Source organism: Sulfitobacter sp. 1A15258, assembly GCF_043557045.1.
In the GTDB taxonomy this organism is placed as follows: Bacteria; Pseudomonadota; Alphaproteobacteria; order Rhodobacterales; family Rhodobacteraceae; genus Sulfitobacter; species Sulfitobacter faviae.
Map to the genome: position 1 here is coordinate 53,135 of NZ_JBIFFK010000007.1, position 20,356 is coordinate 73,490.

General features: G+C 64.5%; 18 protein-coding genes. 6 read left to right on the plus strand and 12 right to left on the minus strand.

The annotated features are described in order from the left end of the window. The first annotated feature begins 1 nt into the window (after position 1). From ureE to ureG, 3 genes are read left to right on the plus strand one after another with little or no spacing between them, the layout of a single operon-like run. A complete protein-coding gene (ureE, locus tag ACGYK9_RS14595) occupies positions 2-508 on the plus strand; it encodes an urease accessory protein UreE (protein ID WP_394411849.1) in 507 nt (168 codons plus the stop codon). Then, the gene (locus ACGYK9_RS14600; RefSeq protein ID WP_394411879.1) at positions 501-1,148 is read left to right on the plus strand and encodes an urease accessory protein UreF; all 648 of its coding nucleotides are present in this window, start codon (positions 501-503) and stop codon (positions 1,146-1,148) included. Before ureE ends, ACGYK9_RS14600 begins: the two co-directional genes overlap by 8 nt. After that, the gene (gene ureG, locus ACGYK9_RS14605; RefSeq protein WP_394411846.1) at positions 1,145-1,789 is read left to right on the plus strand and encodes an urease accessory protein UreG; all 645 of its coding nucleotides are present in this window, start codon (positions 1,145-1,147) and stop codon (positions 1,787-1,789) included. Before ACGYK9_RS14600 ends, ureG begins: the two co-directional genes overlap by 4 nt. Here the strand turns inward: ureG and ACGYK9_RS14610 are convergent. Both ACGYK9_RS14610 and ACGYK9_RS14615 read right to left on the minus strand, forming a co-directional pair. After that, on the minus strand, positions 1,786-2,814 hold the full coding sequence (locus ACGYK9_RS14610; RefSeq protein WP_394411843.1) for a P1 family peptidase: 1,029 nt from the start codon (positions 2,812-2,814) through the stop codon (positions 1,786-1,788). The two genes, ureG and ACGYK9_RS14610, sit on opposite strands and share 4 nt — an antisense overlap. Positions 2,815-2,848: 34 nt before the next feature. Continuing rightward, complete coding sequence (locus ACGYK9_RS14615; RefSeq protein ID WP_394411840.1) at positions 2,849-4,024, minus strand: nucleotide sugar dehydrogenase; 1,176 nt, start codon at positions 4,022-4,024, stop codon at positions 2,849-2,851. Positions 4,025-4,268: 244 nt separating this feature from the next. Here ACGYK9_RS14615 and ACGYK9_RS14620 point away from each other — a divergent pair, with 244 nt between their 5' ends. Then, on the plus strand, positions 4,269-5,597 hold the full coding sequence (locus ACGYK9_RS14620) for a DUF2793 domain-containing protein (protein WP_394411837.1): 1,329 nt from the start codon (positions 4,269-4,271) through the stop codon (positions 5,595-5,597). A gap of 21 nt (positions 5,598-5,618) precedes the next feature. Here the strand turns inward: ACGYK9_RS14620 and ACGYK9_RS14625 are convergent, their stop codons facing one another. The 4 genes from ACGYK9_RS14625 to ACGYK9_RS14640 form a co-directional block, all read right to left on the minus strand. After that, the gene (locus ACGYK9_RS14625; protein WP_394411834.1) at positions 5,619-6,581 is read right to left on the minus strand and encodes a pyridoxal-phosphate dependent enzyme; all 963 of its coding nucleotides are present in this window, start codon (positions 6,579-6,581) and stop codon (positions 5,619-5,621) included. A 12-nt stretch (positions 6,582-6,593) separates the two neighbouring features. Next, entirely contained in the window at positions 6,594-7,730 is a 1,137-nt protein-coding gene (locus ACGYK9_RS14630; RefSeq protein WP_394411831.1) for an aminotransferase, read from the minus strand. Between the two features lie 16 nt (positions 7,731-7,746). After that, a complete protein-coding gene (locus ACGYK9_RS14635) occupies positions 7,747-8,820 on the minus strand; it encodes a serine hydrolase domain-containing protein (RefSeq protein ID WP_394411828.1) in 1,074 nt (357 codons plus the stop codon). 77 nt (positions 8,821-8,897) lie between these two features. After that, positions 8,898-9,377, minus strand: a complete 480-nt coding sequence (locus ACGYK9_RS14640) for an Lrp/AsnC family transcriptional regulator (protein WP_394411825.1) — start codon at positions 9,375-9,377, stop codon at positions 8,898-8,900. Positions 9,378-9,471: 94 nt separating this feature from the next. Between ACGYK9_RS14640 and ACGYK9_RS14645 the strand changes: the two genes are divergently transcribed. Both ACGYK9_RS14645 and ACGYK9_RS14650 read left to right on the plus strand, forming a co-directional pair. After that, positions 9,472-10,674, plus strand: coding sequence for a methionine gamma-lyase (locus ACGYK9_RS14645; RefSeq protein WP_394411822.1), 1,203 nt, complete (start codon positions 9,472-9,474; stop codon positions 10,672-10,674). A gap of 78 nt (positions 10,675-10,752) precedes the next feature. Beyond that, positions 10,753-13,137, plus strand: a complete 2,385-nt coding sequence (locus ACGYK9_RS14650) for a transketolase-like TK C-terminal-containing protein (RefSeq protein ID WP_394411819.1) — start codon at positions 10,753-10,755, stop codon at positions 13,135-13,137. 27 nt (positions 13,138-13,164) lie between these two features. On the opposite strand, the gene ACGYK9_RS14655 is transcribed toward ACGYK9_RS14650, so the two are convergent. The 6 genes from ACGYK9_RS14655 to ACGYK9_RS14680 form a co-directional block, all read right to left on the minus strand. Beyond that, positions 13,165-14,664 (minus strand): carboxypeptidase M32, encoded by a 1,500-nt coding sequence (locus ACGYK9_RS14655; protein ID WP_394411816.1) that lies wholly within the window; start codon positions 14,662-14,664, stop codon positions 13,165-13,167. Continuing rightward, entirely contained in the window at positions 14,661-15,686 is a 1,026-nt protein-coding gene (locus tag ACGYK9_RS14660) for an ABC transporter ATP-binding protein (RefSeq protein ID WP_394411813.1), read from the minus strand. The genes ACGYK9_RS14655 and ACGYK9_RS14660 overlap by 4 nt, the downstream gene beginning before the upstream one ends. Then, on the minus strand, positions 15,683-16,648 hold the full coding sequence (locus ACGYK9_RS14665; RefSeq protein ID WP_394411810.1) for an ABC transporter ATP-binding protein: 966 nt from the start codon (positions 16,646-16,648) through the stop codon (positions 15,683-15,685). The genes ACGYK9_RS14660 and ACGYK9_RS14665 overlap by 4 nt, the downstream gene beginning before the upstream one ends. Further along, on the minus strand, positions 16,645-17,577 hold the full coding sequence (locus tag ACGYK9_RS14670; protein ID WP_394411807.1) for an ABC transporter permease: 933 nt from the start codon (positions 17,575-17,577) through the stop codon (positions 16,645-16,647). The genes ACGYK9_RS14665 and ACGYK9_RS14670 overlap by 4 nt, the downstream gene beginning before the upstream one ends. Further along, the gene (locus tag ACGYK9_RS14675) at positions 17,577-18,551 is read right to left on the minus strand and encodes an ABC transporter permease (RefSeq protein ID WP_394411804.1); all 975 of its coding nucleotides are present in this window, start codon (positions 18,549-18,551) and stop codon (positions 17,577-17,579) included. The genes ACGYK9_RS14670 and ACGYK9_RS14675 overlap by 1 nt, the downstream gene beginning before the upstream one ends. Positions 18,552-18,624: 73 nt before the next feature. Further along, entirely contained in the window at positions 18,625-20,196 is a 1,572-nt protein-coding gene (locus tag ACGYK9_RS14680; protein WP_394411801.1) for an ABC transporter substrate-binding protein, read from the minus strand. Between the last annotated feature and the right edge of the window lie 160 nt (positions 20,197-20,356).

Genomic DNA, 20,356 nt, shown 5'->3' on the forward strand with positions numbered 1-20,356 from the left:
GATGACCCCAATCCTTTGCCAAGAGATGCGCCGCGCCGGAGCGTGGTCCGATGCCAGTGACCGGGTCGAGCTGACCTATGACGGGCGCTTTCTACGCCGCAAGGTGCTGACCACGGCGGACGGGCTGGCGTTCCTGGTCGATCTGGCGCAGACCACCTCGCTCGACCACGGCGATGCCTTCGTGCTGGCCGACGGGCGTCTCATCGAAGTTGTGGCCGCCGACGAAGCTCTGCTGGAGGTGACCGGCCCCGACCTGCCCCGCATCGCGTGGCACATCGGCAATCGCCATACCCCCTGCCAGATCGACGCCGACCGGCTGGTCATTCAGCGCGACCATGTGATCGCCAAGATGCTCGGCCAGATCGGTGCCACCACGCGAGAGATCACCGGCCCTTTCCGCCCCGAAGGCGGTGCCTATGGCCATGGGCGCACCCATGGGCATGACCACGGCCATGTTCACCACGCCGTTCACGATCACGACCACCCGCATGATCATGCGCATGGCTGACACCCTACAGGCCGACGCCCTTTTGACCTTGGTGCAGATGCTGTCGCCCTCCTACCCGGTGGGGGCCTTCGCCTATAGCCATGGGCTGGAATGGGCGGTGCAGAACGGGGATGTAACGGGGCAAGACAGCTTGGCCGACTGGCTGGGCGGCGTGTTGCGGCATGGGGCGGGACAGGCGGATGCGCTGTTTCTTGCGGCGGCTTATCGCGTGGATGACCCGTCGGAGATCGACGCGCAGGCCCGCGCCTTTGCCGCCTCTGCCGAGCGGTTGAAAGAGACCGTGCTACAGGGCGAAGCCTTTGCCCGCGCCAGCGCCGCGATCTGGCAGCACGACATGCCGCCACTTTGCTATCCCGTCTCCGTCGGACGCGCCGCACGGCTGCTAGGGCTGCCGCTGCGCCAAACGCTTGAGATGTTCTTGCACGCCTTCACCGCCAACCTCGCCACCGCGGGCATGCGCCTTATCCCCTTGGGGCAGACCGAGGGGCAGATCGTCATTCGCGACCTCGCGCCGCTCTGTCTTGAGGTCGCCGCAGCGGCAGAGGAAGGCACGCTCGACGATCTCTCCTCCACCGCCTTTCTCTGCGACATCGCCGCGATGAAACACGAAACCCAATATTCAAGGATTTTCCGCACATGAAACGCAACAACGGCCCTTTGCGCGTCGGCATCGGCGGCCCGGTGGGCGCGGGCAAGACCACTCTGACCGCCGCGCTCAGCCGCGCGCTGCGTGATCGGCTGTCGATCGGCGTGATCACCAATGACATCTACACCCAAGAGGATGCCGAGGCGCTGATGCGCATGCAGGTGCTGCCGCAAGATCGTATCATCGGGGTCGAGACCGGCGGCTGCCCGCATACGGCAATTCGCGAGGATGCCTCGATCAACCTTGCCGCCGTGGCGGAGATGGTTTCGCGGCACCCGGATGTGGAAGTGGTCTTGATCGAAAGCGGCGGCGACAACCTGTCGGCCACCTTCAGCCCTGAACTGGCGGATGTGACGCTCTATGTGATCGATGTGGCGGCGGGGGAGGAGATCCCCCGAAAGGGCGGCCCGGCGATCACCAAATCCGACATTCTGGTCATCAACAAGACCGACCTCGCCCCCTATGTCGGCGCCTCGCTCGAGGTCATGCAGCGCGACAGCGCGCGGATGCGCCCGGACCTGCCGACGGTCTTCTGTGCGTTGAAGTCCGGCGAGGGGATCGACGCGCTGCTGGCCCATCTGGCGCAGGTCGGGGGGCTCGACCTCGCCCCCATGGACCCGGTGAGCGCGGCTTAATCGCGGTAGACCTCGGCCATCTGGTCGCGGAAGGCGGGCAAAAGGCTGCCATCATAGCCCCGGTGCGGGACGCCATGCCAAAGCGCGTTGAGGATCGCCTCCTCAACCGTTTCGACCGCGGCGTTGAAGAAGGCATCCATCCGGTCTTCGTTCAGCCGCTCGACGCTCTGCGTATCAGCCCCGCCACGGGTGATGCGGTTGGCGGTCGAAAAGGCCAGCGCGATGTCGCCGCTTTGATGGCCAATATGGCTGCCCAACCGGCCCAAGGCTGCGGCGCTGCGCCGGGCCATGCGGGTCAACTGCCGCGACCCCATCGGCGCGTCGGTCGCCAGAATGATGATGATCGAGCCCTTGTCGGGGTCATCCCCCGGCCCCGGCGGCGGCAGCTGTTGGCCAAAGACCCGCAGCGCGCTTTGCTGGCCGAAGTTCGACAAGACCAGCGCGCCAATGTCGAACCCCGCGCCGCCCGGCAGGGTGACCCGCCGCGAAGCGGAGCCGAGACCACCAGCATAGCCGAAGGTCTTCATCCCGCTGCCGGCCCCGACCGTGCCCTGCGCAAACGCTGGCCCGCAAGCCGCCATCGCCGCCTGCGCGTGATCCTCGGTCACCGCCAGCGCCTGAATGTCGTTCACCGTGCCGTCGTTGCATTCCAAAACCAGCGGGTTGACCGTGCAAAGGCCCCGCCCGATCTCCGGATTTTCTGCAATCGCCCGCCGGATCAGCGCCGTGCTACAGGGGCCGACACCAAAGGTGTTGGTCAGCAGGATCGGCGTCTCGATCTGACCCAGTTCGGCCAGTTGCATCAGGCCCGCGCTTTTGCCGAAACCGTTCAACACGGCGACGCCCGCAGGCACCGGATTGCGAAAGAGATCACCTTCATGCGGCAGAACCGCCGTCACCCCGGAGCAAAGCCCCTCCCCGCGTAGGTCTTGGCTGCCCACACGAACCCCCGCGACATCGCAGATGGTATTTCGTGGCCCCGTGGGCAGGGTCCACCAGTTCTTGCTGTCGATCGTATTGCGCATTTTGCCTTCGAGAGTTTGGGGTGCCGTTGGTGCGTCAATCCGCGCCGAAAAGATCGCGGGTGAAGACCTTGTCGGGGACATCCGCCAGATCGGGGTGATTGCGGTTGGCCACGATCACATCCGCGCGCGTCTTGAACGCTTCCAGATCGCGGGAGACTTCGGAGCCGAAGAAGCGTTCCTCTTGCAGCACCGGCTCATAAACGATCACCTCGATGCCCTTGGCCTTGAGCCGCTTCATGATCCCTTGGACCGAGCTTTGCCGGAAGTTGTCCGACCCAGCCTTCATCACCAACCGGTAGATGCCCACCCGCTGAGGGCTAAGCGCCAGAATCTGCTCCGAGACGAAATCCTTGCGGGTGCGGTTCGCCTCGACCACGGCGTTGATCAGGTTTTGCGGCACGTCAGAGTAATTGGCCAGTAACTGTTTGGAATCCTTGGGCAAACAATAGCCCCCATAACCAAACGACGGGTTGTTGTAATGCCCACCGATGCGCGGGTCGAGGCAGACACCGTCGATGATCTGCCGCGTGTCCAACCCATTAGTCAGCGCGTAGCTGTCCAATTCGTTGAAATAGGCCACCCGCATGGCGAGGAAGGTATTGGCGAAGAGTTTGACCGCCTCCGCCTCGGATGGGCCTGTAAAGAGCATGGGAATGTCGTCGTCGATTGCCCCCTCGGCCAGCAGTTGCGCGAAGCGCCGGGCGCGCGGGCTGTCTTCGCCGACGACGATGCGCGAGGGGTGGAGGTTGTCGTAGAGCGCGCGGCCCTCGCGCAGGAATTCCGGGCTGAAGATGACTTGGTCGCTGTTCAACTCGGCGGAGAGGCCCGCGGTATAGCCCACCGGGACGGTGGATTTGATAACGATGGTGGCCGTTTTCGTGACCGCCAAGACATCCCGCACCACCGCCTCAACACTGGAGGTGTCGAAGACATTGGTGCGTGGGTCATAGTTGGTCGGCGTAGCGATGAGCACGTAATCGGCCTCGCGATATGCCGCCTCGGCATCGGTCGTGGCCCGGAGGGTGAGGGGCTTTTCCGCGAGATATTGCTCGATCTCCGGATCGACGATTGGCGCGCGGCGGGCATTCACTTGCGCCACCCGTTCTGCGTTCAAATCGACCGCTGTTACCTCATTGTGCTGCGCCAGCAGCACCGCATTCGAAAGCCCGACGTAGCCGATACCGACAACGGCGATCTTGGTCTTGGACATAAGCGTGGGCCTTTCTTGCGCGGCGTGGCGTGATGTTAAACTGCGGCTCTCGTTTTGAAAAGGCACCGCCTGACAGGGAGTTAGGGCGGTTGGGCGAAAGTGAAAGCCGCATCGTGAACCTTCCGCCCGCGCCGTGCCATGGGGCAGAACCGCCGCTTGTTGCGCGTATCCCGAACGGTGGGTTGTCAGGCTGGCAAGACTTCCTTCTCACAGTCTCAGGCAACCCATAATGCGGAGAGCCCCGATGCCCGACACCTCTGAGCGCCTATCCCTGCCCTATTTGATGCCCGCACAGGCGCAAAAACATGTGACCCATAACGAAGCGCTGCAACGGCTCGATCTTCTGGTGCAGCTTGCGGTCGAAGGCTTTGAGGCCAACACGCCGCCCGCCCTGCCGCAGGCGGGGGAGGTTCATGCGCTTGGTGATGCACCGACAGAGGCTTGGGCAGGTCATCCCGGTGAACTGGCCGCCTGGGTCGGAGAGACCTGGCAGTTCACCGCCCCGCAAGACGGCTGGGTCGCTTTGGATAAATCGACCGGGATTCTGCACCGTTGGGGGGCTGGGGCTTGGGCCAAGGTCTCGCCCCCCGATCTGGCGAACCTCTCCGGGCTGGGGGTTAATACGGATTACGACAGTGGCAATCGATTGTCGGTCTCCTCCCCCGCGAGCCTGTTTACCCACGAAGGGGCGGGGCATCAGCTGAAGCTCAACAAGGCCAGCGCCGCCGATACCGCGAGCCTGCTGTTCCAAACCGATTGGTCTGGCCGTGCCGAGATGGGCACGGCGGGGCGAGATGATTTCGCCATCAAGGTCAGCGCCGATGGCAGCAGTTGGACCACCGCACTGGCCTTTGACGCGGCCAGCGGCATCGCTTCAGGCGCGGCGCTGACGCAGGACGTAGGTGATGCGACCGTGGGTCGGCTGCTGCGGGTCGGGGATTTCGGCATCGGCGCTGACGCGGGGCCGCTGGTGACGGACCTCGACGCGCATGATCTTTCGGGCAGTTTTTCAAGCTATGGCGGCGCTCATGCGCAGGCGCCTTCCGGGGCCAACCCTTTCCCGGCGCTGAATGGGGTCTTCGGCCTGCTCTGCGGCAATAGCACCTTGGGCGGGCAGAGCGCCTATCTGTGGCAGTTCGCCTTGGGGATCGACACGCCGGGTCTGGCCTTTCGTGTCCGGGCGACGGGGACATGGGGCGCGTGGCAGCCCCTGTGGTCCGGGGCGAATACGACCGTGGATGCCAATGGGTTCATCAAGGAAGCCAGCCCGATCGTGCGCCTGTTCCGCGATGGCAGTGAAGAGCCTGCGGTGCCTTTGGGTGCAGGGTTCGAACGGATCGGGCTCGGCCATTACCGATTGTCGAATGTGCCGCCGCTCGCCAGCCGCGGCTGGCAGATCGAAGCGCCGCAGGATGCGAATGGCAATCGGCTGGTTCATGTCGCGTGCAGCTATGATGCGGGCGCGCTCGATATCCGCACCCGCGAGGTGATCTGGCAGGACGGCTGGGCCGGCGGTGCGCCTCGTGACATTCCTGATGGCCGTTGGGTCGACCTGCGGTTCGACATGCGCTGAGGGGAAATGGCCGGGCAGCCGTCAGATGATTCCGCGCAACTGCTCGACCTCATAATTGCCACCGCATAGCAAAACGACAGAGGTCTGGCCCGCGTAGTTCTGCGGCCCTGCCAGATAGGCCGCCAGCGCCAAAGCGGCGGCCCCTTCGACCAGCATGTTCTCTTCCCAAGCTAACACTTTTAACGCTTCGGCGATCTGACCCTCGTCGCAATGGACGATCTCGTCGATCACCGCGCTTGCGAGCGGCAGGGTCATCGAGTCCGCATCGACCCCGCCCGCCACGCCATCGGCCAGCGTGTCGAGATGTTCCGTTTCGACGATCTTGCCTGCTCTGATCGACGCGGCCAGCGCGCAGCTATTCGCGGCACTCACACCGATCACGCGGGTCCGCGGGGAGAATTCCTTGATCACCGATCCCATGCCCGAGATCAGCCCACCGCCGCCCATCGAGACGAAGACATTGTCGATGCCTTCGATCTGGTCGAGCAGTTCCAGCGCGGCGGTGCCCTGCCCCGCGATTACCTCGGCATCGTTGTAGGGTGAGATATAGGTATAGCCCTCTGCCTCGGCCAAACTCTGCGCATGCAGCTCTGAAAGCGAGGCATCGGCCCCATGGATCACGACCCTCGTGCCGTAGCTTTCGATGATTTCGCGTTTCTTGGCGACGACGGTTTCGGGCAGTACCACGATCAACTCATGCCCCGTGGTCTGGGCCGCAAGCGAACAGGCGATGCCGTGGTTGCCGGAAGATGCGGTGATGACAGGCCGGTCGAGCGGCACCGTTGTCAGCTTTGCACTGGCGCCGCGCAGCTTGAATGACCCGGTATGCTGGAAGTTCTCGGTCTTGTAGAACAGCCGCGAACCCTCTGCCATTGGCAAGCGGGAGGCGATCACCGGCGTGCGGTAAACCGCGCCCGCGATTTTGCGATGAACCACGCAGGAACGGGCGGCGCTTTTGGCGATCAGGTCTGAGGCTGACGGCATGACGGGCGCCATCTAGCTTGGCTGTGCTGCGTCGTGACGCGCGAGGAAAGCCGAAACACGCGCCAACCCGTCGCGCAAGTCCGCCGTCGAATTGGCGAAACCGATGCGCAGCCAGCCCTCCATGTCCATGACGCTGCCGGGGGTGAAAAGAACGCCCTCTTCCTCCAGCAATTGCGTGCAGAAATCACGGCTCGGCAGCGGCAGGTCGTATTCCAGCAGCGCCGTGGTGCCCGCTTGCGGCTTCACCCATGAGATCAGCGGCTCAGCCTCGACCCAATCCGACAGGATTGCGAGGTTCTCACGCGTGATCCGATGCGCGCGGTCGAGAATCTGGGCGCGGTTTTCGAGGGCAAGGGCCGCGAAATACTCGTCAATCCGCCCGACGGAAATCGTGTTGTAATCGCGGTGGATCATGATGTCTTCGAGCAGGGCCTTCGGCCCCGCGACCCACCCCAAGCGCAGCCCGGCCAGCGAATAGGCCTTGGACATGCCCGCCGTGCTGATGCCACGCTCGTAGAGATCGCAGATCGAGGCGGTATAGCCGCTCCCGGCCTGATCGGTGCCGCGGTAGACCTCATCGCAGAGCACCCATGCGCCGCTGCCCCGTGCGATCTCGGCGATCTCCGAGAGCATCGCCCGATCCATCAGCGCCCCGGTCGGGTTGTTGGGGTTGTTGGTGGCAATCATTTGCGTGTCGGGCCGCATCATCGCGCGCAGCTCGTCGAGGTCAGGCAGAAAGCCGTTCTCAGCGCGCAGGTGCAGCAGCTCGACCTCGGCACCGATGCTCTCGGGGATCGAGTAATGCTGCTGGTAGGTCGGCACGATGGCGATGACATGATCGCCGCGGCTGACCAGCGTCTGATGCACCAGCGCATTGGCCCCGATGGTGCCGTGGGTTGTCAGCACGTTCTCGCGGAACTGGTTCTCGTAGAGCCCCGCCACCGCGTCGCGCAGCCGGTCCGAGCCCTCGATCGCGCCATAGCCCATGCGCATGCCGCGCAATTCGCCCAGCACGGAATTGTCGACACCCGCCATGTCGATCAACTCGCCCAAGGTGATCGAGTCCACGCAGGTCTCGGCGAGGTTGTAGCGGCAGTGGTTCTCGAATTCGTTCATCCACATTTCGACGCCAAAGGTCTTGATATGCATGGTGTTTCCTTTCGTGTCAGCTATCGGCCAGCGCGGCGAAGAGCCGGCGGAGGAATTGCGGCGTGGCGGTCGGGGCGAGCCAGCGCATCACCGCGACAATGCCCTGCTCGGGCGCGATCCAGATCGTATGGCCGCCCGCGCCCTGCGCGCTGAAGGCGCTCTCGGGCAGTTTCGGATCGGCCTCGGCCCCGCGGTTCAGCCACCACAGAAAGCCGTATTTGTCGAGTGTCGGCGTGGGCGTCAGGGACCGCTGCATCCAGTCCTCGGGCAGAATTTGTTCGCCGTTCCACACCCCGTTCTGGCAGATGAAATGGCCGAATTTCGCGTGATCCTCGGCAGAGATGAAGAGGCCCCCACCCCAGTGCCCGCCGCCGGTGACCGATTGCATTCGGGTGCCATCCAGCTCGACCCATGAGGTCGAATAGCCCTCCCACCGCCAGTCAGCGGAGGCCCCGATCGGGTCCATGACCCGCGCGCGCAGCACCTCGGGCAGGGGCCGGCGGAAGCGCATCATCAGCGCATAGGCCAGCGCGTTCACCCGCACGTCGTTGTACTCATAGTGGCTGCCCGGCGCACCGACCTGCCGCAATTGACCCTTGCTGCTGTTGTCCGCGCCCGGCCCAATCTGGCGGTAGTGGTCGACCTGATCGTCCTTGCCGAAAATCTCGCCGCGCCATTCGCTGTTCATCTGGAGCATATGCCGCCAAGTGATGCGCCCGTTGTGATCGCCTGCGAAATGCGGCCCCGGCACGCTGTCGCCCACAGATGCGTCGAGGTCGGCGATTAGCCCGTCCTTCACCGCAAGCCCGGCCAGCACCGACAGGTAGCTTTTCGCGATGGAGAAGGTCATGTCGGCGCGCGTCGTATCGCCCCAATCGGCCACGCGTTGGCCGCGATGCAGGATCACCCCGGCGGGGCCACCGCGCGGTTTGACGGGGCCGACGATCTCGGTCCAGGGGCCGCTCTCGTTCCACTCGCGGTTGCCGACATAGGTGCCGTCAGGATGGTACATCGAGCGGGGCCAGTCGGTCTTATGCGCAAGCGCATGGTCGACGACGGTTTGCAGGGCGGGGGTGGCGGCGAATGTCATGGGGGCTCCTCGGGGCTTCGGGCGAACATTTCCCAAGGGGGGCAGAATTGTAAACCGGTTAAATGTCTCCCTACGCCTCAATCGCCGATGTCGGGATAGACTTGGGAGCGTTTGACCACGCCGTAGACAAAACTGGTGTCGATTGACCCGATGCCGCCGATGGGATGCAGCCGTGCGCGCACGAAACGCTCATAGTCCTCGAGATCGCCCACCACGACGCGCAGCAGGTAGTCCGACAGCCCGCTCATTACGAAACATTCCAGCACCTCCGGGATCGCGCGGATTTGGCTTTCGAAACGCTGCACCGTGCCCTCGTCGTGCCCGTCCAGCGTCACCCGCACCATGACCGTCACCGGCAGGCCGTAGGCCTTGGCATCGGCCTCCACGCTGTAGCCCCGGATCGCGCCGTTCTTCTCCAGCGCCCGCAAGCGGCGCAGGCAGGGCGAGGGCGAGAGGCCGACCTCCTCCGCCAGATCGAGGTTGGTCATCCGGCCATTGCGCTGCAACGCGCGGATGATCCGGCGGTCGGTAGCGTCCAATCGGGGCGTTTGGGGCATGATATGCCAAATCTCCTGTAATCTGCGCATATATTAGCAACCAAATGCCCTTTGCGCCATCGGATCATGCTGCAAAATCATACAGGGGCCAGCCATGACCGAGAACCAGAAATCCTTTGCCACGCGCGCGATCCACCACGGCTATGACGCGCAGAGCGAACAGGGCGCGCTGAACCCGCCGATCTACATGAGCTCGACCTTCACCTTCGAGACCGCCGAGGCCGGTGGCGACATGTTCGCAGGCGAACGCGCGGGACATTTCTACACCCGTATTTCCAACCCCACGCTCGACCATCTGGAAAAGCGTATCGCCAACCTCGAGGGCGCCGAGGCGGGGCTCGCCACGGCCTCGGGCATGGGGGCGATCACCTCGACGCTCTGGACCTTCCTACAGGCGGGCGACGAGATCATCATCGACAAGACGCTCTATGGCTGCACCTTCGCCTTCATGACGCATGGCCTGCCGCGCTTTGGCGTCAAGGTGACGCTGGTCGACATGACCGAGCCTGCAAACCTCGCCGAGGTGATCAGCGACCAGACCAAGGTGGTCTATTTCGAAACCCCCGCGAACCCCAACAACCGGCTGGTGGACATCGCCGCCATCTCCGAGATCGCGCATCGCGTGGGCGCCAAGGTGGTGGTCGACAACACCTATGCCACGCCGGTCATCACCCGGCCCATCGAACATGGCGCCGACATCGTGCTGCATTCGGCGACGAAGTTCCTTTCGGGTCACGGCGACGTGGTCGCGGGCCTCGTGGTGGGCAATGCCGAGGACATGATGCAAGTGCGCCTCGTGGGTCTGAAGGACATGACCGGCGCAGTGATGTCGCCGCTCACCGCCATGCTGCTCTTGCGCGGGATCAAGACGCTGGAACTGCGCATGGAACGCCACTGCGCCACCGCTGCCAAGGTCGCCGAGGCGCTGGAGCAGCACCCGGCGGTGCTGCATGTCGCCTACCCGGGGCTGGCAAGCTTCCCTCAGGCCGAACTCGCGCGGCGGCAGATGGGCAACTTCGGCGGCATGATCCCCTTCGAGGTCAAGGGCGGCAAGGCGGGCGGCATCGCCTTCATGAACCGGCTGAACCTCATTCAGCGCGCGGTGAGCCTTGGCGACGCGGAGAGCCTGATCCAGCACCCCGCCAGCATGACCCATTCCACCTATTCGCCCGAGGAACGCGCCGAACATGGTATCGCCGAGGGGTTGGTGCGGCTTTCGGTCGGGCTTGAATCGGCGGAAGACATCATTGATGACCTTTACGCCGCGCTTGGGGCGCATAACATGCAAGCGGCCTGATCCGGCACGAACCGGACCAGTCGCGGGCGGTGTCGAGGAGGGCACCGCCCAAGGGATCCTCAGAATGAAAGACCTGCCATGACCGCTCTCGCCCTTGCCCACCTCAAGACCATCGAACAGCGTCTGCTGTGGCTGTCGCACTGGATGATCCACAACGCGAACCACATTCGGCCCAAGGTCGACGGCATCAAAGTGGGCGGGCATCAGGCGTCTTCGGCCTCGATGGTGTCGATCATGACGGCGCTTTATTTCAGCGCCCTGCGGCCTGAGGACCGGGTGGCGGTGAAGCCGCATGCCTCGCCGATTTTCCATGCGATGCAATACCTCATGGGCAACCAGACCCGCGAGAAGATGGAGAATTTCCGCGGGTTTCAGGGTGTGCAGAGCTACCCCAGCCGCACCAAGGACGTGGACGACGTGGATTTCTCCACCGGGTCGGTGGGCCTCGGCGTGGCGGTGACCTCCTTCGCCTCGCTGGTGCAGGATTACATCACCGCGAAGGAATGGGGCGCGGATGTCGATCTAGGCCGCATGGTGGCCTTGGTGGGCGATGCCGAGTTGGACGAGGGCAACATCTACGAGGCCTTGCAGGAGGGTTGGAAGAACGACCTGCGCAATACATGGTGGATCATCGACTACAACCGCCAGTCGCTCGACGGGGTGGTGCGCGAGGGTCTGTTCAAACGCATCGAGCAGATTTTCGACGCCTTCGGCTGGGACGTGGTGAAGGTGAAATACGGCGCCCTGCAGCGTGCGGCGTTCGAGGAACCCGGTGGCGACAAGCTGCGCGACTGGATCGACAATTGCCCCAACCAGCTCTACTCGGCGCTGACCTATCAGGGCGGCGCGGTCTGGCGCGAACGGCTGATGGAAGCGCTTGGCGATCAGGGCGATGTCACGGCGCTGATCGACGCGCGCTCGGATGACGAACTGGCCGAGCTCATGGAGAACCTCGGCGGCAACTGTGTGCAGACGATGGCCGAAACTTTCGCCGCCATCGACCACGACCGCCCGGTCTGTTTCCTCGCCTATACCATCAAGGGCTGGGGCACGCCGATCGCGGGCCACAAGGACAACCACGGCGGGTTGATGACTAAGACCCAGATGGCCGACTGGCAAAAGCACATGGGCGTGGATGAGGGCGCGGAATGGGAGAAATTCGCCACCGTCGACGACCCCGATTCCCTGCAAGCCGCGCTCGACCGCGTGCCGTTTTTCGCCAAAGGCCGCCGCCGCTACAGTGACGCCAGCCTGCCGGTGCCGCAGATCGAACTGTCGAGCGACCGGGAAATCTCCACGCAGATGGCCTTCGGCAAGATCCTCGACGATCTGTCCAAGGGCGACAGCGATCTGGCGCAGCGCATTGTCACAATGTCTCCGGACGTGACCGGCACCACGAACCTCGGGCCATGGGTAAACCGCCGCAAGCTCTTTGCCCGCAGCGAACAGGCCGACACTTTCATCAACGAGAAAATCCCCTCCACCGCGAAATGGGAATTCACCCCCGAGGGCCAGCATATCGAGCTGGGCATCGCCGAGATGAACCTCTTCCTGCTTCTGGGCGCCGCGGGCCTGTCGCATTCGCTCTTCGGCAAGCGGGTCATTCCCATCGGAACGGTCTATGACCCCTTCGTCGCGCGCGGCTTGGATGCGCTGAACTACGCCTGCTACCAAGACGCGCGCTTCATGATCGTGGGCACCCCCTCGGGCGTGACACTCGCGCCCGAAGGCGGGGCGCATCAATCCATCGGCACGCCGCTCATCGGCATGAGTCAGGATGGGCTGGCGAGTTTCGAGCCCGCCTTCGCCGATGAGCTTGCTGTCATCATGCAGTGGGCCTTCGACTATTTGCAACGCGACGGCGAGGGCGACCCGGACGAGCGCACATGGCTGCGCGACGAGACCGGCGGCTCGGTCTATCTGCGGCTCACCACCAATCCCATCGAACAGCCCGGCAAACGCGTCGACGAGGACTTCCGCCAAGGCGCCATCGACGGAGCCTATTGGCTGCGCAAGCCGGGGCCGAACTGCGACGTGGTGATCGCCTATCAAGGTGCCGTGGCCCCCGAGGCGATCAAGGCCGCGGGCAGCATCGCCGAGGGCCGCCGCGACGTAGGCGTGCTGGCGGTGACCTCCGCCGACCGGCTGAACGCCGGCTGGACCGCGGCACAGCGCGCCCGGGCGCGCGGCAACCACGCGGCGCAGAGCCATATCGAAACGCTGCTGGGTCAGCTGCCGCGCGACTGCAAGCTGGTGACGGTGATCGACGGCCATCCAGCGACGCTGTCCTGGCTGGGCGCGGTCGTGGGGCATCAGACGGTGCCGCTTGGGGTCGAGCATTTCGGCCAGACCGGCACCATCGCCGACCTCTACCGGCATTTCGGGATCGACGCCCGCTCGATTGTGGAAAAGGTGCAGGGGCTGACCCCGGGGCGCCAGATGCTGCACCGGGTGGCGGGCTAAGGTTCGAAGGGGGGCAAACTGCCCCCCTCACCACCTGCCGAACTTGGCTTGCAGATAGGCCAGATAGGCCGTCGGGTCGTAGGCCCCTGCCCCGATTCCGGCGAGGACCTCGGCCCGGCTGCGCGACCGGCCGTGTTGCCAGACAAGATCGCCCAATGCCGCGTGAAGCGGCGCGTAGTCGCCCGCCGTCACGCCCGCGCGCACCTCGGGCTGCGTGGCATCCAGATGCGCCATGATCTGCGCGGCGGTCGAATTGCCCACGGTATAAGTCGGGAAGGAGCCGATGTAGCCGTGCGACCAATGCACGTCCTGCAGACAGCCCGCGCCGTTGTCCGGCACCTTCAACCCCAGATCCTCGCCCATCGCCGCGTTCCACGCCTCGGGGACGTCGGCGACCTTCAGCGAGCCGTCCATCAGCGCCATCTCGATCTTCACGCGCAACATGACGTGCAGATCATAGGTCAGCTCGTCCGCCTCGACCCGGGTGAGGCCGGGGGAGACGCGGTTGATCGCGGCGACGAATTCCTCTTCGCTCACGTCGCCCAACTGCTCGGGGAAGGTGTCGCGCAGCCGCCCGTAGTGCACCGCCCAGAAGGCGGGCGAGCGGCCGATGTGGTTTTCCAGCAGGCGCGACTGGCTTTCGTGCATCCCGAAACTGGTCCCCGCCACGGCATAGAGCCCGATCATGTCGGTCGCATGCGCCCCGCGCGTGAGCGCCGGATCGGCGCCCATCTCGTAGAGCGCATGGCCCGCCTCGTGGATCGTGCCGAAGATCGACATTGGCAGGTAGTTCGGGTTCCAGCGCGAGGTGATCCGCACGTCGTTGCGGGTCATGGAGATCTCGAAAGGATGCACCGCCGTATCGAGACGCCCGCGGTCCATGTCATAGCCCAGGGCCTCGGCGATATAGGCGCAGAAGGCCTGCTGGCCGGCGACGGGATAGTCGCGGAACAGGAAATCGCTGCGCGGCGCGGGCCGGGCGAGGGCCGCGTCGAGGATCGGGCGGATGCCGTCGCGGAGCTGGTCGAAGAACCGGGTGAGCTGCACCGCGGTGGCGCCGGGCTCGAAAACATCGGCCATTGGATCGTAGGGGTGGCCGTCATGGCCGAGCGCCTCAACCTTCTCGCGCGCCAGATCGACGATGCTTTGAAGATGCGGCTGGAACAGGGCGAAGTCGCCAGTGCGGCGCGCCTCGGTCCAGGCGGCGCCGGCGGTGATCGATTGCTCGGCCTGTCGGCGCAGCAAGGCTGCGGGGATGCGGGCGTGATGGGTGCGCGCCTCCTGCACTGATTGCGCGGCGCGGCGCTCGATCTCGGGCGCGTCGCTCTTGAGCACGGCTTCGGCGGCCTTGCCCATCTCGGGGTCGAGGATCATCTCGCGCGCGATACCCATGAGCGTGGCGATCTGGTGGCCGCGCGTCTCGGCCCCGCCCTTGGGCATCATCACCCGCGCGTCCCAGTTCAGCAGGTTTACCGAGACGAGCACGTCGTTCAGCCGCCCCACGCGGTCGGTCAGGGTCAGGCTCATGCGGCGGCTCCTGTTTCGGCGCCGGTGCCCCCGTCATGCAGGTGGCAGGCGACGCTGCGGTTGTCTTTCGGGTTCACGAGGCGCGGCACCTCGGTTTTGCAGCGCGGCCCTGCAAGCGGGCAGCGCGGATGGAAAGCGCAGCCCTTGGGCGGGTCGATCGGCGAGGGGATCTCGCCCTTGATCGGGTGAAAATGGGCGCGCCCGGTGCCGAGGGTCGGCACGGAGGCAAAGAGCGCCTCGGTATAGGGGTGCAGCGGTTTGGCGTAGAGTTCATCCGCCGGCGCCGTCTCGACCACGCGGCCGAGGTACATGATCGCCACCCGGTCGCAGACGTGGCGCACGACCGAGAGGTCGTGGCTGATGAACAGCGCCGTGAGGTCCAACTCGCGCCGCAGCTTCATGAAGAGGTTCAGCACCTGCGCTTGGATGGACACGTCGAGCGAGGCCACGGCCTCGTCCAGCACCAGAAGCTCGGGCTGCATCGCCAGAGCGCGTGCAATGGCGACCCGCTGGCGCTGCCCGCCCGAGAACTGGTGCGGCAATCGGTTGGCGTAGGCGCCCTCCAGGCCGACCTGCTCCAGCAGGCTGCGCACCCGTTCCTGCACCTCACGCGCCGGGATCAGCCCGTGGATGCGCGGGCCTTCTGCGATTATTTCGCCCACCTTCATGCGGGGGTTGAGGCTCGCGAAAGGGTCTTGGTGGATCATCTGCACGCGGGTCGTGAGCTTGTCGACATTGCCGCGCAACTCGCGCGCCACCGGCTTGCCTTCGAGCGTGACGCTGCCCGCGCTCGGCGCATAGATGCCCGAGACGACACGCCCCAGCGTGGACTTGCCGCAGCCGCTTTCGCCGACGATGCCCAGCACCTCGCCGCGCGGGACGCTCAAGGTGACGTCGTTAACCGCATGCACGGTCTGGGTGGAGTCGCGCCCCGACAGGCGGTCCAGCCCCCGGACCACCAGCCCCGGCTTGCGGGTGAACCGCTTGGAGACGCCGTCGATTTTCAAAATGGGGTCGGTCATGTGGCCTCGATCGGATGGTGGCACAGGACGGAATGTGCCTCGGTTCCAGTGTTGGGTGGGATCGTCGCGCAGATGTCCGTGGCGCGCGGGCAGCGTGGGCGGAACGGGCAGCCCGAGGGCAGATTCGCCAGCTGCGGGGTGGAGCCCGGGATCTGCGGCAGGTCGCGGCCCGGTTCGTGCAGGCCCGGGACCGAGTCGATCAACCCGCGCGTATAGGGGTGACGCGGATGGGCGATGACCGCCTCGGCGCTGCCGCTTTCGACGATCCGGCCTGCGTACATCACCGCGATGTCGTCGGCGAGCGAAGAGACCACGGCGAGGTCATGGGTGACCCAGACGATCGCGGTGCCGGTCTCATCCGCCAGCCGCCGCACCTCGGCGAGGATCTGGCCTTGGATCGAGACGTCGAGCGCGGTGGTCGGCTCATCGGCGAGGATCACGGCAGGCCGGTGCAGCAGGGCCGTGGCAATCGCCACGCGCTGGCGCATCCCGCCCGAGAGTTGGTGCGGATAGGCTTGCAACCGCTCGGCGGGGGCCGGAATGCCGACGATCTCAAGCGCCTCGCGGGCGCGGTCCCATGCGGCGGCCTTGCTGACCTTGTCGTGCACGCGCACGGCCATGGCCATCTGGTCGCCCACCCGCAGCACCGGGTTGAGGGTCATCATCGGGTCCTGAAACACCATCGAGACGTTGCGGCCCCGCATCTGGCGTCGGCCCTCGGCGCTGAGGCTGCGCATGTCGGTGCCCTGCACCAGAACCTCGCCTGCGGTGATCCGCCCCGGCTCATCGATGAGCCCCATGATCGAAAAACCGGTGACGCTCTTGCCCGAGCCGCTCTCCCCTACCAGCCCGAGGATGCGCCCCGGCTGGACCGAAAAGCTCACGTCATTGACGGCGGTGACGGCCCCCTTTCGGGTGCTGAATTGCGTGGTCAGTCCCCTGACCTCCAGTGCGGCGCTCATCGGCTGTTCCTCGGGTCGAGCACCTTGCGGACCTGATCGCCCACGAGGTTAATTGCAACTACGGTCACCATCAGCGCCAACCCGGGATAGATCGACAGCCAGTAGCGGTCCGAATGGATGTATTTGAACCCGTTGGAGATCAGCGACCCCAGCGAAGGTTCGGTCAGCGGCAGGCCCACGCCGAGGAAGGACAGCGTCGCCTCCAACGCGATGGCGCTTGCTACCTGAACCGTTGCAACCACGATCAGCGGCGGCAGGACGTTGGGCAGCAGGTGCTTGAACAGAACGCGATGCGTCGGCAGCGGGGTCGAGCGCGCGGCCTCAATATAGTCCTTGCCGCGTTCGACCTTGGCCGCGCCATGGGTGGTCCGGGCGAAATAGGCATATTGTGCGACGACCAGCGCGAGGATGATCTGCGCCACCCCCTGCCCCAGCATCGCCACCAGCACCAAAGCCAAGAGGATCGCGGGCATCGAGAGTTGTAGATCGACGATCCGCATCAGCAGGGCCTCGATCCGGCCGCCGAAATAGGCGGCGGTAAGACCCACGGCGATGCCGACCAGAAGCGCCAGCGCGCCCGCTGACAGACCGATCACGAAGCTGGTGCGCAGCCCGTAGAAAATGGCCGAGAGCATGTCACGGCCCGCGTTGTCGGTACCCAGCAGATGGACATAGCCGCCAGAGCCTTCGGTGCCCGGGCGCAGGAAAGCGTCGAGCCAGTCGAGCGCGGCCATGTCATAGGGATCCTGCGGCGAGACCAGCGGCGCGCCGAAGGAGAGGAACAGCAGCACCCCGATCACGATGAGCGCGCCAACGGCGACCCAGCTTTCGCGGAAGTCGGACCAGAAATTGCGCAACCGCTCAGCGCGCGTCTCCACCGGCGGGGCCGAGGGGACGGCGGCGATGTTTTCAGCGACGATCTCGGGCATCATGCGCCTCCTTTCAGACGGACCCGCGGGTCCAGACGGGCGTAAACCAGATCAACCACGAGGTTGATGAGGACAAAGAGGATCACGACCATGATCAGGTAAGAGACCATCACCGGCCGGTCGAGTTGCAGGATGGAGTCGATGATCAGCTTGCCGACGCCGGGCCAGTTGAACACGCTTTCGGTCACCACGGCGAAGGCCAGTGTCGAGCCGAGCTCGAGCCCCAGCACGGTGACGATCGGGATTGAGATGTTGCGCAGGATGTGTCGGAAGACGATTTGCCGGTCCGGCAGCCCCTGCGCGCGGGCAAATTTGACGTAGTCGGTGCCCATCGCCTCAACCATGCCGGCGCGGGTAAGGCGGATCATCAGGCCCATCTTGAACAGCGACAGGTTGATCGCGGGCATAATGACATGGCTCCAGCCATCGGGGGTAAAGAGCGAGGACGTGATGCCGAAGACCGTCGCCTCATCCCCGCGCCCGCCCGAAGGCAGCCAACCCAGTTCGACCGCGAAGCCCATGATCAGCAGCATGCCGATCCAGAAGGTCGGCACCGAAAAGCCCAGAACCGAGAGCGCCATGATCATCTTGGCGCCAATGCTGTCGGGGCGGTAGCCTGCCCAAAGACCGGCGGGAATGCCCACGCCCACGGCGATCAGCACCGAGACAAGCACCAGTTCCAGCGTCGCCGGGAAGCGCGAGAAGACGAGGTCGACGACGGGGATGTTATAGACCATCGAAGTGCCCAGATCGCCCTGCGCCACATTCTTGAGGAAGGTCCAGTATTGCACGACCAGTGGTTGATCGAGCCCGTATTGCGCGATTAGTTTCTCGCGGATTGCCTGCGTGGCACCGGGGTCGATCATCACGTCGATCGGGTTGCCGATGGCAAAGACGCCGACAAAGACGATCACCGACATGGCAAAGACCACGACAACCGCCTGCGCCAACCGGGTTATAAAATAGCTGAGCATTCGACCTCGCCCATCAGCAGAAAAAGGAAGGCGCCCGCCGGCAAGCAGCGGGCGCCCGGGATGTTATCGCGTCTTATTCGACCGGTGTGATTGCATAGGCGCGGGTTTCCTGATCGACACGCGGTGTCATGTTGATCGTATCAGCGTCCGCCGCCCAGACGGTCTGCAGGATCACCGTGGGGATCAGCGCGCGGTCTTCCATCGCGATGTAGGAGGCCTCTTCATAGAGCTTGCGGCGCGCTTCGGGGTCGAGGGTCTGGGCGCCTTCGCCGAAGACCCGGTCGAACTCGGGATTGGAATAGCCTGCGCGGTTGAAGTTGCCAAAGCCCTTCTCGGCATCCTTGGTGTGCACCAGTGCGCCGTAGGTATAGGCAGCCTCACCAGTCAGGGTGCCCCATGCGGACATGGTCATGGTGTATTCCTCGCGCGCCGCAGCCGGGAAGAAGACGGTGCCGTTAAGCGCCTGTGCGTTCACCTTCAGACCCAGACGCGACCACATCTGCGCCAGCGCTTCGCAGACCACGGCATCGCCGGGCACGCGGTTGTTGGTGCAGGTGAAATCGATCTCAAAACCCTCGGGGTAGCCGGCCTCGGCCAGCAGTTCCTTGGCTTTCTCGATGTCATATTCGCGCTCGCCCAGTTCCGGGCTGTAGCCAAAGAAACCTTCGGGCATCAGCTGGTTGGCAGGCGTACCCAGACCTTCGAGCACCACGTTGACCAGCACGTCGCGGTTGATCGCCAGGTCCAGCGCCTTGCGCACGCGTAGATCCTGCAGCGGGTTGCCCTCGACCTCTTCGCCGTTGACCTTGATCGGCTGCGGCTCTTCGTCCTTCACCGACGGCGCGATGTTCAGGATATAGACCGAGTCAGACACGAATGTTTCGATGTCGCCATCGTTCTTCATCGCGAGGTAGTCGGAGGCGGGAACGTAGTTGATCAGGTCAACCTCACCCGAACGCAGGGCCGCAACGCGCGAAGTGTCCTCAGGGATCTCGCGGCGGGTGACGGTCTCCCACGCGGCCTGGCCGCCCCAGTAGTCGTCGAAACGCTCGAGCACCAGATCGCCTTTGGGCTGCCAGGAGACGAAGGTGTAGGGACCGGTGCCGATCGCCTTCTCGCCGGAGTTGAACTGCTCGTTGCCCGCTTCCATGCCGGTCTCAGAAGGCACGACGAAGAGACGGGTGAAGTCGTTGGGCAGCGAGGGCGCCATGCCCTTGGTCTTCACGCGCAGGGTGTAGTCGTCGACCACTTCGACGCTGTCGACATATTTGGTGTAGAGGGTCATCGGCATCGGGCCGGTCACTTCCGGGATACGCTCGATCGAGAATTTCGCGTCCTCGGCGGTGAAGTCGGTGCCGTCATGGAACTTCACGCCCTCGCGCATCTTGAATTCCCATGTGGTGTCGTCGATCGGCTCCCAGCTGACGGCGAGGCCGGGCTTGAGCTGCAGCTTCTCGTCAACGTCCACCAGCGTGTCGAAGACATGGCGCAGGGCTTCGGCCTGCGAGCCCAAGGTCGACCAATGCGGGTCAATCGAATCCGGGCCGGCGCGCAGGCCGATCACCAGATCGGCGGCCATCGCTGCTGGCGCGGCAGCGATCAGCGCCAATGCGGCGACGGCGGATTTCAGGGTAAGCTTCTTCATTGGTCAAAAACCTCCATGTGTTATATCTTGCAGTTACACTAGACAGCTATAATTGTGACGGTCAACACAAATATGTAACATTGCAACATTCGCATGCCGTATAAGCCCAATATATAAGCTTGTCGCGCCACGGCTTTTGAGGCAGTGTTACAGACATGAG

Coding starts and splice junctions, on each gene's coding strand:
- ureE (WP_394411849.1), top strand. CDS start 2: ATGACCCCAATCCTTTGCCAAGAGATGCGCCGCGCCGGAGCGTGGTCC.
- ACGYK9_RS14600 (WP_394411879.1), top strand. CDS start 501: ATGGCTGACACCCTACAGGCCGACGCCCTTTTGACCTTGGTGCAGATG.
- ureG (WP_394411846.1), top strand. CDS start 1,145: ATGAAACGCAACAACGGCCCTTTGCGCGTCGGCATCGGCGGCCCGGTG.
- ACGYK9_RS14610 (WP_394411843.1), bottom strand. CDS start 2,814: ATGCGCAATACGATCGACAGCAAGAACTGGTGGACCCTGCCCACGGGG.
- ACGYK9_RS14615 (WP_394411840.1), bottom strand. CDS start 4,024: ATGTCCAAGACCAAGATCGCCGTTGTCGGTATCGGCTACGTCGGGCTT.
- ACGYK9_RS14620 (WP_394411837.1), top strand. CDS start 4,269: ATGCCCGACACCTCTGAGCGCCTATCCCTGCCCTATTTGATGCCCGCA.
- ACGYK9_RS14625 (WP_394411834.1), bottom strand. CDS start 6,581: ATGCCGTCAGCCTCAGACCTGATCGCCAAAAGCGCCGCCCGTTCCTGC.
- ACGYK9_RS14630 (WP_394411831.1), bottom strand. CDS start 7,730: ATGCATATCAAGACCTTTGGCGTCGAAATGTGGATGAACGAATTCGAG.
- ACGYK9_RS14635 (WP_394411828.1), bottom strand. CDS start 8,820: ATGACATTCGCCGCCACCCCCGCCCTGCAAACCGTCGTCGACCATGCG.
- ACGYK9_RS14640 (WP_394411825.1), bottom strand. CDS start 9,377: ATGCCCCAAACGCCCCGATTGGACGCTACCGACCGCCGGATCATCCGC.
- ACGYK9_RS14645 (WP_394411822.1), top strand. CDS start 9,472: ATGACCGAGAACCAGAAATCCTTTGCCACGCGCGCGATCCACCACGGC.
- ACGYK9_RS14650 (WP_394411819.1), top strand. CDS start 10,753: ATGACCGCTCTCGCCCTTGCCCACCTCAAGACCATCGAACAGCGTCTG.
- ACGYK9_RS14655 (WP_394411816.1), bottom strand. CDS start 14,664: ATGAGCCTGACCCTGACCGACCGCGTGGGGCGGCTGAACGACGTGCTC.
- ACGYK9_RS14660 (WP_394411813.1), bottom strand. CDS start 15,686: ATGACCGACCCCATTTTGAAAATCGACGGCGTCTCCAAGCGGTTCACC.
- ACGYK9_RS14665 (WP_394411810.1), bottom strand. CDS start 16,648: ATGAGCGCCGCACTGGAGGTCAGGGGACTGACCACGCAATTCAGCACC.
- ACGYK9_RS14670 (WP_394411807.1), bottom strand. CDS start 17,577: ATGCCCGAGATCGTCGCTGAAAACATCGCCGCCGTCCCCTCGGCCCCG.
- ACGYK9_RS14675 (WP_394411804.1), bottom strand. CDS start 18,551: ATGCTCAGCTATTTTATAACCCGGTTGGCGCAGGCGGTTGTCGTGGTC.
- ACGYK9_RS14680 (WP_394411801.1), bottom strand. CDS start 20,196: ATGAAGAAGCTTACCCTGAAATCCGCCGTCGCCGCATTGGCGCTGATC.